The sequence below is a fragment of the Streptomyces sp. NPDC002884 genome, assembly GCF_040295245.1.
Taxonomy (GTDB): domain Bacteria; phylum Actinomycetota; class Actinomycetes; order Streptomycetales; family Streptomycetaceae; genus Streptomyces.
This window is the reverse complement of record NZ_JBEOVB010000003.1, coordinates 513927-526588: the sequence shown is the minus strand read 5'-3', so window position 1 is coordinate 526588 and position 12662 is coordinate 513927. Positions and strand designations below refer to the sequence as shown.

Annotated in this window: 9 protein-coding genes; 5 read left to right on the top strand and 4 right to left on the bottom strand. The window is 75.4% G+C overall.

Translation table 11 applies throughout. The features are described 5' to 3' along the window. Positions 1–9: 9 nt before the first annotated feature. Positions 10–924, top strand: a complete 915-nt coding sequence (locus tag ABT070_RS09695) for a sulfurtransferase (protein ID WP_351757128.1) — start codon at positions 10–12, stop codon at positions 922–924. Positions 925–936: 12 nt separating this feature from the next. Here ABT070_RS09695 and ABT070_RS09690 read toward each other — a convergent pair whose 3' ends face one another. Further along, positions 937–2394, bottom strand: coding sequence for an MFS transporter (locus ABT070_RS09690; RefSeq protein WP_351757125.1), 1458 nt, complete (start codon positions 2392–2394; stop codon positions 937–939). 196 nt (positions 2395–2590) lie between these two features. Further along, positions 2591–3676, bottom strand: coding sequence for a beta-glucuronidase AbsR1 (gene absR1 / locus ABT070_RS09685; protein WP_351757122.1), 1086 nt, complete (start codon positions 3674–3676; stop codon positions 2591–2593). 95 nt (positions 3677–3771) lie between these two features. Here absR1 and ABT070_RS09680 point away from each other — a divergent pair, with 95 nt between their 5' ends. Next, positions 3772–5763 (top strand): LuxR C-terminal-related transcriptional regulator, encoded by a 1992-nt coding sequence (locus tag ABT070_RS09680; RefSeq protein ID WP_351757120.1) that lies wholly within the window; start codon positions 3772–3774, stop codon positions 5761–5763. Between the two features lie 22 nt (positions 5764–5785). Here ABT070_RS09680 and ABT070_RS09675 read toward each other — a convergent pair whose 3' ends face one another. Then, positions 5786–8365 carry a CHAT domain-containing protein gene (locus ABT070_RS09675; RefSeq protein ID WP_351757371.1) on the bottom strand — a complete coding sequence of 860 codons (2580 nt, stop codon included), beginning with the start codon at positions 8363–8365 and terminating at the stop codon, positions 5786–5788. 249 nt (positions 8366–8614) lie between these two features. On the opposite strand from ABT070_RS09675, the gene ABT070_RS09670 reads away from it, so the two are divergent. The 3 genes from ABT070_RS09670 to ABT070_RS09660 all read left to right on the top strand — a co-directional run bounded on the left by ABT070_RS09670 (position 8615) and on the right by ABT070_RS09660 (position 11200). Next, entirely contained in the window at positions 8615–10051 is a 1437-nt protein-coding gene (locus ABT070_RS09670; RefSeq protein WP_351757118.1) for a S8/S53 family peptidase, read from the top strand. A gap of 70 nt (positions 10052–10121) precedes the next feature. Next, complete coding sequence (locus tag ABT070_RS09665; protein WP_351757115.1) at positions 10122–10697, top strand: RNA polymerase sigma factor; 576 nt, start codon at positions 10122–10124, stop codon at positions 10695–10697. A gap of 14 nt (positions 10698–10711) precedes the next feature. After that, entirely contained in the window at positions 10712–11200 is a 489-nt protein-coding gene (locus ABT070_RS09660; RefSeq protein ID WP_351757113.1) for a hypothetical protein, read from the top strand. A gap of 528 nt (positions 11201–11728) precedes the next feature. Here the strand turns inward: ABT070_RS09660 and ABT070_RS09655 are convergent. Then, entirely contained in the window at positions 11729–12529 is an 801-nt protein-coding gene (locus ABT070_RS09655) for an N-formylglutamate amidohydrolase (RefSeq protein ID WP_351757112.1), read from the bottom strand. Positions 12530–12662 lie beyond the last annotated feature (133 nt).

Below are 12662 nucleotides of genomic sequence, written 5' to 3'. Positions count from 1 at the left end.
TCGGCCGCCATGACCACCTCCCCGCTGCCCGGCCCCCTCGTCGACGACACCTGGCTGGCCGCCCGGCTCGACGACCCCGGGCTGGTCGTCCTCGACGCCACGGTGCTGCTCCCGTCGCCCCGGCACGACGGCGACCACCGCTGTGCGAGCGGCCGCGAGGGATGGGTCCGACGACACCTCCCCGGCTCCCGGTACGCCGACCTGACGGGGGACCTCGCCGACCCGGACGCGCCCTACCACTTCGCGGTGCCGGGCCCGGAGGCCCTGGCCGACGCGCTCGCCCGACTCGGCGTGGGGGAGGGGAGCGCGGTGGTCGTGTACGACACCGGGGGCGGGATCTGGGCGGCCCGGCTGTGGTGGATGCTGCGGGCGGTCTCCGTGCCGGCGGCCGTGCTCGACGGCGGCCTGGCGGCCTGGGAGTCGGCGGGCCGGCCGCTCGCGTCCGGCGAGGACACGGTGCCGGCTCCCGAGGTGACCCCCGTGACCCCCGTCCCGCGTCCCGGAGTGTGGACGGATGTCCACGAAGTGGGGGCCATCAGCCGGGGCGAGCGGCCCGGCACGCTGGTCTGCGCGCTGCCCGCGGGCGGCTTCGACGGATCGGTCCCCACCCGGTACAGCCGACGCGGACACATCCCCGGGAGCCGCAGTCTTCCCGGTCGCGAACTCCTGGACGCCGAGGGGCGCCTGCTGCCCGCGGCCGACCTCGCCGCGCGCGTCGGCGCCGTTCTCGACACCATCGACACGCCGGTCGTCCTGTACTGCGGCGGTGGCATCTCGGCCGCCGGGGTGGCCCTCGCCCTCACCCTGCTGGGGCGCGAGGACGTGTCCCTCTACGACGGTTCCCTGGAGGAGTGGTCGAAGGATCCGGCGCGACCGCTGGAGCCGGGCGGCGTGTCGCGGACACGTCCGGGACAGGGCGACTGACCCGCCGACGGCCTACGGCGCCCCGCTCGACGTACGGTCCGCGGCCCCCGCCCGGCCCCGCACCCGCCCCGCGCCGGACGGAACGCGCTGCAGCGCCGCACTCACCGGCAGGGCCGCCGCCAGCAGGCCAGCGCAGACGACCGACGCGAGTGCGAACGCCGTCCTCGGCGCGCCCTCCGCGCCGGCCGAACCCCGCAGGTAGATCCCGGAGACCGCGCTGAGGCACACGGCCGCCGCGATCCGCTGGGTCATCTGGAGGATGCCGCCCGCCACCCCGGCCGCCTCGGCCGGGGCGTGCTGGAGGACGCGCGCCTGGTTGGGGGAGACGGTCAGACCGGCCGCGGCCCCCGAGGCCACCTGGACCGCCGCCAGTACGAGCGGCAGCGCGCCGAGCGGCAGCGTCATCGCCGCCAGCGCGCCGCCCAGCAGGGCGAGGACGCCCACCGCAAGACCGAGGGTGACGGCATGGGCGCCGATCCGCCGCACCACCCGCCAGGCCACCGCCGACGACACCCCCATCGCGACCGCCGACGGGAGTGTCACGGCCGCCGTGGTGAGCGCCGAGAGACCGAGCCCGCTCTGCAGGAACAGGGTCAGCACCAGCCCGGCCGCCAGGGACGAGCCGAAGTTCGCCATCGCCACCAACGTGCCCAGCGTGTACGGCGCCGAACGGACCAGCGAAGGGTGCACCAGCGGCACCCGCCCCCGCCGGACCCGCCACCACTGGCCCAGCACCAGCGCGCCCGCCGCGAGCAGCGCCGCCGCCCCCCACAGCACGGCCGCGCCGCCGCTGTCCGGCGTCGTGATGAACGGCAGCATCAGGGACAGGGTCAGCGCGGCCACGCACACCAGTCCCCACAGGTCGAGACGGCCGGGCGCCGCGACCCGCCGGGGCGGCGGCAGCCGGCGTGCCGCCAGCCACAGGGTGACCGCTCCGCACGGCGCGCTCAGCAGCAGACACAGCCGCCAGCCCGTCCCGGGACCGCACAGCGCGACCAGCGCCCCGCCGAGCGCCGGACCCAGCGCCGCCGCGACCCCGCCGGTGACCGCGTACAGGCCGAGGGCGCGGGCCCGGTCCAGGCCGTGGAAGACGTCCTGGAGGGTGCCGATCACCTGGGAGTTGACCAGTCCGGCGCCCGCCCCCTGCACCAGCCGGGCCACCACCACCGTGGCCGGGTGGGTGCCGGTGGCGGCGACCAGGCCGCACAGTACGAACGTCGAAAGGCCGATCAGGAACAGGTGTTTGCGACCGCGTACGTCACCCAGGCTGCCGCCCGGTATGAGGGCGAGCCCGAAGGCCAGCGAGTAGCCGGAGACGATCCACTGCACGTCGGTGGCGCCGGCGGACAGTGACTGGCGCAGCGCGGGAACGGCGATGTTGAGGACCGACTGGTCCAGCAGGGTCGTCGCCCCGGCTGCCAGACAGACCGTCAGTACCCGCCGGGCCGCGCGATCATCTCCCGGAAGCATGCCGTCATGCTCACACCGGCCGGACGCTCCTGTCGCCGTCCCGGCCGGCCTGTTCGCACGATGGAAACACGCCGGGCGGACCCGCCCGCCGACGGCGGGCCCGGTGTGGCCGGGGACGCGTCCCCCTCCCCCGAAGGCGACGCGTCCCCGGCGCTTCCCCCGGCGCCGGACTGTGGTCTCTGGGCGGCCTGCCGGCTCACCAGCACATGACCGCCGTCTCGCCCGAACCCCAGCCGGAGTACAGGCGTACGCGGACGAAGTAGCGGCGGTCCCGGACGAGCCGGACCCTGATCGTGGCGTTGTGCGGAGCGCCTCCGTCGTCGTGCCCCGCGAGGAACCGGGGCTCGCCGTCCCGCTCCTCGAAGACCACGACCATGGAGTCGCTCTCCCCGAAGGTGGCGAAGGTGTACTCGCGGGTCTCGCGCGGCTCGACGGTGAAGTCGACCTGCTCGCCCGGACCCAGCGACAGCGGCGCCGAACGGAACGGCACCAGCGCGGGCGGCCGTGCCGCGTCGGGCGGCGGATACCAGCCGAGGACGAACTCCTTGTCCAGCGGCGACAGCCCGCCGGCCGGACGCACACCCCCGCGGAACTGCTCCGGCTCCAGGATCAGCCCCGCCGAGAAGGGGTACTCCATGACGGACTGCGAGTCCCACACCGACCCGTTCACCTCGGCCGGATCCAGCTTGCGCAGGATGTTGAACCAGGTCCGCTCCCGGCTCCAGTGGTTGGGCGGGCCCGCCAGATCGGCGTACACGGCCTCGTCGTCCCAGTGCAGACCGGCGAACGGGCTCTGGTGTTCGTGCTGCATGCCGAGCGCGTGTCCGATCTCGTGCAGGGCCGTCGCGCGCTCCCCGGGCGCGGTCAGGTCCCAGCCGAAGTTCATGGTGCGCTCGTTGAGACCGGCCGACAGCGCGTCCCGGCCCACCGCCGACCAGGAGCCGTCACCCGGCTGGAACCCGATGCGCAGCTCCGCCTCCGAGCGGTCGGCGACCTCGGCGAAGGACACCCCGATGCCCAGCTCCCGCCACTCGCGGAAGCAGTCCCGCACGACCTCCCGCTGGTTCTCGCCGCCGACCCACGACACCCAGCGGGTCCCCCCGGAGCCCGGCAGGGCGATGACCGACCCGTCGCTCTCGCCGTCGAGGAAGCAGTAGTGCAGCACCGTGCCGTTGACCCACATCCGCCGCCCGCTCATCAGCGCGCCGAGCCGCTCGGCGGCCAGCCCCGGCGCGAACGCGGGGACCGACTGCTGGGCGAGCGAGCAGTAACGGGCGGTCATGGGTTCCAGGTTGCCGTGCGGACCGCCGCCCGGCCTGAGTCGGGGGCTACTCAAGTCGCCCTGTATCAGGCGTGAGTATGCCGACTCTCCTAGGTGTGACGACGATCGGACCGCACGCCGGGACCCTGCGACTGCCGTGGCCGTTCACGGGCCGCGACGAGGAACTGGAGCTGGTCCGCCGCTCCTTGGCGGTGGGCCGGCCCGGGATGGTGATCACCGGACCGGCGGGCTGCGGCCGCACCCGGCTGGCCATGGAGGCGGTGCGCGGCACCGACTGCGCCCGGGTGGCGGGCACCCCCGGGACGCGCGACCTGCCGTTCTCCGCCTTCGCCCATCTGCTCCCCGAGACGGTCACCCTGCACAGGGCGGTCCAACTCCTCTCCGGGGTACGGCAACTGCTGGTCGACGACGCGCATCTGCTGGACGACGCCTCCGCCGCCCTGCTCCACCAGCTGGCCGTCCAGGGCCGCACCCGGCTGCTCGTCCTCGTCACCGACGGGGCCCGCCCGCCCGGCGCCGTCTGCCGGCTGTGGACCGGCGAACTGCTGCCCCGCCTCGCCCTGGAGCCACTGCCCCGCGAGGACACCGCCCCGCTCCTCGACGCCGGCGCCGACGGCCCCCTGGAGCCCCTTGCCGCCAATCGCCTGTACCGGCTGTGCGGGGGCGACCTGCGCCTCCTGCGCGACCTGCTGGACGCGCTGCGCGAGCGGAGCCTGCCGGCCAGGGACGAGGACACCGACGAGCGGACCTGGCGCGGCCCGATCCCGGTGACCCCGGCCCTGCGGGAACGCGCCGCCGCCGTGCTCGGCCGCACCTGCCCCGACGAACGCGAGATCCTCGACCGGCTCGCCTTCGCCGAACCGCTGCCGCTGGCGGCGGACTCCCTGGACCTGCGGATCCTCGAACGTCTGGAGGCGGACGGCCTCCTCGACGTCGACGACGACGAGACCGTCCGCCTGGCCCACCCCCTGCACGGCCCGGTGCTGCGCGCCGAGACCGGCCGGCTGCGCGCGAGACGGCTCACCGGCCGACGACGGTCCACCGCGTCCGCCCTCGACACCGAGGCGGCCGAGCTGACCCGCCGCATCGGGCGGGCCGACGTCCGCACGACGCCCACGCCCGTGGGGGAGTGGCTCGTCGCGGAGGGGGAACCGGTATCGGCGCGGTACGCCGCCGTCCGCGCGCGGTTCTCACGGCTGCGGGGAGAACTGCGCGAGGCGGCGGCCTGGGCGCGCGAGGGCCTGGCCACCACCCCGCAGGACCACGACTGTCGCACCGAACTCGCCCTGGCCGCCGTCCAGTCGGGCGAGACGGGCCCGCCGATCGACCTCCTCGCCGAACACCCCGGCACAGCGGCATGGCCGGCGGCCGCCCGCGGAGACCTCGACACGGCCGTGAAGAACCTCGCACACACCGCCCCGCCCCCCGGCGCGGCTGCCGCCCCCGCCGACGGCGCCGGTACCGGCATCCGCGACACCCGGGCGACCCCGGCCCCGCCGGAAGCGAGCTCCGCACGCACCGCCGACGACTCCCGCACGGGCAACACCCCCCGCGCGGCCGACGCCCCCGGCCCGGCCCCCGACCACCCGGCCCCCGACGCCTACACCGCCTACGACGCCGTACGCCTCGGCGCTCCCCGGCACGCCGTCCGGTTCCTCCCCCCGGACGGCTCCTTCGCCCGGCACGCCCGCGCGCTCGCCGGGGGCGACGGACCCGCGCTGGACCTGGCGGCCGCCGAACTGGAGGAGCGCGGATTCCTGCTCTTCGCGGCCGAGGCGTACGCGCAGGCGGTACGCGTCCACCGGGACGCCGGCGCGGCCCGCACCGCCCGTACGCGTGCCGTCGCCCTGGCCCGGCGCTGCCAGGGCGCCCGTACCCCGGCCCTGTCCGGCCTGGTCCTGGGCGAACTCACCGCCCGGCAACGGCAGATCGTCACCCTCGCCGCGGCCGGCCTCAGCAACCGGCAGATCGCCGAACGCCTCACCCTGTCCGTCCGGACCGTCGGCAACCACCTCTACGGCGCCTACACCCGGCTCGGCGCCGGCGACCGCGGCGCCCTCCCGTGGCTGGTGGACCAGCCTGCCTGAACAGGCCGGGCCCGGAGCCGTCTCACGCCGCGCCGAACGCCGTGAACGCCCAGCCCGTCGCCTGGTGCAGCGCGTCGTCCGGCAGCGCGGCGCGCGCGTCCCGCAGCGCCTCGGCCAGCGAGAGTCCCGCGCTGACGCCCTTGTGCAGAGCCAGCATCAGCGGGACGACCGCCGCGTCGTTGACGGGAGCGCTGCTCGCCAGCACACCCGCCGTGCCCAGCGGCAGCAACGCCGTCACCAGGCCCAGGAGTTCGTCCGCGCCGACCGAGGCGAGCCGGGCGGTGTCGCAGCTGGAGAGGATGATCCGGTACGGGCTGCGGGCGAGCCGCTCGAAGTCGTGGACGATCAGCGGTCCGTCCGCCATCCGCAGCGACGAGAACATCGGACTGTCGCCGCGGAACGTGCCGTGCGCGGCGATGTGCGCGAGCGCGGCACCGTCCAACTCCTGCAGCACGCGCGCCACATGGGCGTCGTCCTGCTCCAGCACGATCGGCCTGCCGTACCGCCCGGCGACCTCCGGCACCTCCGCTCCGCCGGTCGCCAGCCCCGGACCCCGTACCAGGACCTGCCGGCCGCCCGGGGGCGGTTCGGTCCCCCGCGCGCGCAGCCAGCCGCTGGCCGACGGCGACACACTGACCACGCGCTCCCGCAGCGACGGCAGCAGCGCCCACGGCACCCGGTGCAGCCGGGCCGGCGGCACCACCACCAGCGGACCCGGGCCCAGGTGCCGCGCCGCCTCGCCGAGCAGCAGTTCCTCCAGCTTTCGTCCCGCCGCCTCCACCACCGGCAGCCGGCCCTCCGCGCCGGGGTGGGCCAGCCGCCGCAGCCCGGCCTGTACGTGTTCGGCCTCCCGCTCCGCCTCGGCCAGCAGCCCGCCCGCGAACCGGCGCACCCGCCCGCCCCCGCACAGCAGCACCTGAACCCGCCCGTCCAGAACGGCCAGTTCGACCAGCCGTCCCTCCCCGAGCCGCTCCAGCAGCCGGCCCGCGTCGAACCGGTCGCCGCCGAACCGGTCGCCGCCCCAGGGCGTGACGCCGCGGATGTGCAGGGTCCGGGAACGGATCTCCCGCTCCAGACGCCGCTGTTCACGCTCCAGCGTCGGCACCGGCCGGCCGTCCATCCGGGCGGCCTCCGCGCGGGCGGCGATCACCCGGAAGGCGGTCATCCCGCTCAGCAGCGCCGGGTCGGCCGGCGGCCGGGTGGGCGGCGTCGACAGCGCCGTGGCCCGCCACCGCTCGCTCCACACCAGCAGCTGCCGTGGCCCGCCCCGCTCCAGACTGACCTCCTGGGCCAGCGCGGCGAGTTCGGCGCCCTGCGCGGTGGCCCGGGCCCGCAGCTCCGAGGCGCCCAGCGTCGTCCGGTGGTCGTCGAGGACGTCGAGCCCGCGGCGGCAGGCCTCCAGCACGCCACGGTCCGAGCCGGTGGCCCGCGCCCACAGCGCCTGGGCCGCCCAGCCCGTCATCCGGGCCAGCGGCGGCCCGCTGCGCCGGCTGCGGGCCGCGATCTGGAGATACCGTTCGGCGTCCGTGGTCCAGTTCAGGTCCAGTGCGATCCGGCCCGCGAGCAGCCAGGCCTCCGGTGAGGCCGGCGCCTGGAAGGCGGCCAGCCGTTCGGCGAGCCTCGCGGCGTCCGCGACCAGCCGCCCCGAGCCGCGTCCGGTGGCCACCCGGGCCTCGATCAGCACCAGCCGGGCGTGCGTCTCCCACCAGGTGCGCCGCTGGCCCGCGAAGAGCCGCTCGGCCACCGCCGCGCGCGCGATCGCCGTCCCCGGATCGCCCGCCAGCCGCGCCGCCCTCGCGGCTGTCAGCAGCAGCTCCGCCTTGCGGGTGGACTGGCCTCCGATACGGTCCAGGACCCCGATCGCCGCGTCCGCCTCGGCGAGCGCCTCCGGCGCGAGTCCGGCGGCCATCAGGACCTCGCAGCGCCGGATGTTGAGCATGAACGTCGGCGTGCCGAGCTTGGCGTACCGCTCCTCCGCCTCGTCGAGGAGCCGCAGCGCGGCCGGCACGTCGCCGGAACGGAAGGCGGCCAGCCCCCGGCTCTCCACCGCGTCCGCCTTGTCGTGCTCCTGGCCGGTGGTGTCCCACAGCGCCTCGGCCGCCGTGAAGTCCGCCTCCGCCCGGTCCACCGCCCCGAGCGCCAGGTGCACGGTGGCGCGCAGGGTGAGGGCGCGCGCCGTCCAGATGACGTCGTCGGCCTGACGCAGCACGGGGATCGTCCGGCGTACGTCCTCCAGTGCCTCGCGATGATGGCCGAGGACCCACAAGGAGTAGGCCCGCCGGTACATCACCCGCGCGCGGGTGTGCCCGGTCCCGCGCTCGACCCCCCGCTCGAAGGCGGCGAGCCCCTGCCGGGTGCGGCCCGCGTGCACCAGCGCCACGCCGAGCGTGCCGAGGACGTCCGCCTCCCGCTCGGCCGAGTCCGCGCGCGCCGCGAGGTCCCGGGCGCGCCGCAGATGGTCGAGGGCGAGACGCATGTCGCCCCAGTCCCGCTGCCAGATGCCGATCACCTGGTGGGCGACCGAGGCGTGCAACGGCGTCGGGTCGGTGCCGAGCACTCCTCGCGCCCGCGACAACGCGTCGCCCGGGGCGGCGAACACCATCGGCAGCAGTTCGAGAACCGAGTCGTTTCCCGCTGTCACTCCACGGATGGTAGTGCTCCGGCCTGCACGCCACACCGGTTCGGCACCGTATCCACCAGTAACAATTGGACGTCGCGTCAACGGACTCGGCACCGTGAGGGGGCGCGCGGCCGCAACCGCACCACCCCCATCTGCCGTCGCACCACCTGTATCAGACGGCCGTCCGGCGGGTCTTGCTGTCGACCACCGGCTGTAGGGGGAGGACACGCCATGGCACCACAGCGATTCCACGAGCAGTTCGACCACATCCAACGCTCGCTGCCCGACGTCCCGTTGGCGATGGGACCGGACGACTCCGCCGAGTTCATCTACGAGAAGGGCGTCGTCCTCGCACGCGACGGCGAGGAGGCCCGGGTCGTCGAGGACGCCGTCCGCTCGCACTTCACCGCGACCGAGGGCCTGGTCCCGGACCATGTGCGCCGGGCGGGCCCGGAGACCAACCGCTCGGGCATCACCCGCATCCGGGTCGGCGACGCCGGCGAGGGCGGCCTCGGCACCGACCGCACCGTCGCGGGGGCCCTGCGCGCGCTGCGGGAGACGGAGGGCCGCGCGGGCCGCCGCCTGGTCAGCCGCAACCACCTGGTGTCGATCGCCGTCAACGCCTGCCCCGGCGACGAACCGGTGCCCGCCCCGCGCAGCGCCACGCCCAACCCCTCCGCGGCACCGGCCGCCGGCGCCGCGGCGGGGGAAGAGGGCGCGGACGCCGTCGGCGTGCTCGTCGTGGACACCGGCCTGACCCACGACTACCGCTCCTACCCGCTGCTGGCCCGCACCGAGGGCGACGCCCAGGTCAGGGAGACCGACGAGGACGGGATCCTCCAGCAGTACGTCGGCCACGGCACGTTCATCGCCGGGCTCGTCGCGGCCGTCGCGCCGCACACCGACGTCACCGTACGGGGCACCCTCAACGACGCCGGCGCGATCCTGGAGTCCGAGTTCGGCGAGCGGCTCTTCGACGCCGTCGAGGACGGCTGGCCCGACATCCTCAGCCTCTCCGCGGGCACCTCCAACGGCCGGGTCGACGGCCTGCTCGGGGTGGCCGCCTTCATGGAGGAACTCCGGTCCCGGGACACCCTGTTGGTCGCGGCCGCCGGCAACAACGGCAGCGCCGCGCCGTTCTGGCCCGCCGCCTACGCCGCGCTGCCCGACTACGCCGACGCGGTGCTGTCGGTGGGCGCGCTGCGCGGCGACGGCGAGTTCGGCGCCTGCTTCAGCAACCACGGCCCCTGGGTGAAGGTCTACGCCCCCGGCGAGCGCCTCACCGGCCCCCTCAGCGGGTTCGACACCCCCGTCCCGTACGTCTACCAGCACTCCACCTACGAGGCCTGCCGCTACGGCTTCACCTACTCCTGCACCTGCCGATCCCCGCGCCACACCGGCGTGTTGAGCGAGGCGCAGCAGGTCACCCCGGGCAAGCCGGACCAGGTGATGTTCGAGGGACTGGCGTCCTGGAGCGGCACGTCCTTCGCGACCCCCCTGGTGGCCGGGCTGGTCGCGGCCCACATGACCGCACACCGGCTGACCGATCCACGGGCCGCCGCCCGCCGGCTCCTCGACACCGGTTCCGAGTTCGCGGAGGTGCGGGGCGCGCACGTACCGGCACTGCTTCCGCCCACCTGGCGACCGGCCCAGGTCGGTCCGGCGTGAGGGCGGCATGACGTCCGAGAGGGGCCCCGCCACGGCGTACGATGACAGGCCGTACACGAGGGGTGGGGCCGTGGACCGTACTGATGTCGGCGCGCTCGTCCAGTCCGCCGTCGACGGTGACACGGCGGCCTGGAAGGCGCTGGTGGACGGGCTGAGCCCGTTGGTGTGGTCGGTCGTACGCGCGCATCGGCTCTCCGACGCCGACGGGCACGAGGTGTACCAGACCGTGTGGTTCCGCTTCGCCCAGCATCTCGGGCGGATCCGCGAGCCGCACAAGGCCGGTGCGTGGCTCGCGAGCACCGCGCGCAACGAGTGCCTGAAAGTGATCAAGAGTTTAAGGCGGCTGACCCCGACCGACGATCCCCTGCTGCTCGACCGGGCCAGCGAGGAGCTGACTCCCGAGCAGTCGGTCCTCGACTCGGAGGAGGCGGCCGCGCAGAGCGAGCGGGTGCGGTTCCTGTGGCAGGAGTTCGAGGCGCTCGGCGAGCGCTGCCGGCAGCTGCTGCGGGTCCTGATCGCCTCGCCGCCGCCCAGTTATCAGGAGGTGTCGGCCGCCCTGGGCATCGCAGTCGGCAGCATCGGACCGATGCGCCAGCGATGTCTGCGCCGCCTGCGCGCCCGACTCGACGCACGGGGAGCCCTGTGAACGGCATGAACGGTATGAACGACGACGAACAGGACGACATCTTCGGCGAAGTCCCCTTCGTCGACGAGGAGTTCGACCACGACCGGCTGGAGGAGGAACTCCGCCAGGCCGCCGCCATCCTGGACCCGGTTCCCGCCGAGCTGCGGCGGGCCGCCATCGAGGCCTACGCGCTGCACGACCTGGACGCGCGGATCGCCGAGCTGACCTTCGACTCGCTGGTCGACGCCATCCCGGTGCGGGGCGCGGTGGACGTGCCACGGATGCTGACCTTCCACACGGGTGCGCTGACGGTCGACGTCGAGGTGACCGACGAGGGGCTGATGGGTCAGCTGCTGCCGCCCCAGTCGGCCTCGATCGAGGTCCTGCACGGCCCCCGGGCGGGCGCCTCGCTCACCGCCGACGACATGGGCCGCTTCGCCTGCGACACACCTCCGGGCGGCCCGTTCGCCCTGCGGCTGCGGACCGGCGCGGAGGTGGTCGTGACGGAGTGGCTGCGCGCCTGAGCCCGAAGCCGACGGGCGGGCTCTACGCCCGCCCGGGCAACGGCCTTCCGCCGCGAGGCGGCCTGCCGGGCCGCGACCGTGGGCCACAGCCCCGGCAGCAGCCCGCCGACGTGCCCACCGCCGACGTGCCCACCGGCGACGCGTCCACCGCCGGCGCGTCCACCGGCGACGCGTCCACCTGCGGCGCGGGTCCCGACGGGTCTGAGCGGCGCTCTCCTGTGCCGGTCGGCCCGGCCGCCTGCCGGCGACGCGTCCACCTGCGGCGCGGGTCTCGGCAGGCCTGAGCGGCGGTTTCCACGGTGGCCCGGCCCGGCAGTCGGCCGATGCTCGTCCACCGGTGTGCCCATCCGCCTCGGGGCCCGGCAGGGCGGCACGGCGGTCTCCACCGCCGGTCTTCACTGCCGATGTCCACGGCCGGTCGCCACGGCCGGTCGCCACGGCCGATGTCCACTGCCGGTGTCCGTGGCTGTGCCGTCCGCCGTCTCCGGGATCCGCCCGTCCGCCCGGTACGGGTGTGCGGGCCGGAGGTCAGGCGGTGACGGTGTCCACGAGGGTCGCGAGCGCCGAGGCGAGCCGGGTGAGTCCCGCCCCGGCCGGTCCGCCCGGCTCGGTCATGTACGTGTCCCGCCGGACCTCGACCATGAGCGCGCTCACCCGCGGCTCCTTCCCGTAGTGCTCCAGGGGCACATAGGCCCCGGCGAACGGGCTGTCGAGCCCGATCTCCCCCGCCGCCTCCCCGAACGCCTTCCGCGCGGCGGCGAGCAGCTCGGGCGGGGTGTGGAAGGCGTCGGTGCCCAGGCAGACCGGCGGCCGCGGCCCCTCACTGTGCAGCTCGTAGGGCAGCGGCTCGGTGGGGTAGGAGTGCACATCGACGACCACGGCCCGTCCGACGGCCGCCAGCCGCTCGGCGACGGCGTCGGTCATCGCCCGAGCGTACGGCCGGAAGTAGCGGGCGACGAGCGGCTCGGGATCGGTCTCCCGCGGTCGCAGCACCTCGCGGTGCGTGGTCCGCGTGTACACGGCCCCCATGCCGACGGCCAGCATCTCCTCGCGCTCGTCCGGGAACCGCTCCGGATCGACGACCAGCCGCGACAGCCGGTTCACGAACCGCCAGGGCGTCACCGACGCCAGCCGCGCCGCCGCCTCGGCGATCTCCGCGGTGTGCGAGTCGGTGATGTGGTCCAGCTCCCGCTCCAGCGCCCCGTCGTCCAGCACGATGCCCGCCCGCACCCCGGCCGGTATCTCCCGCGCCGAGTGCGGCACATGAAGGATCACCGGCGAGCCGGCGGCGCCGGGGAGGAGGGAGAAGGACGGTGCGGCAGGGGTCACGAGGCTGCTCCGGACGTTGTCGACGGCATGGCGAGTGATCAAGATGCCATACCGGCACCTCGGAGCGATCCGTACGGCCGCCGGGGAGGGGGCGCGGTCGCGGGGCGGGACCGGCGCGCCGGGGCACGGTCCG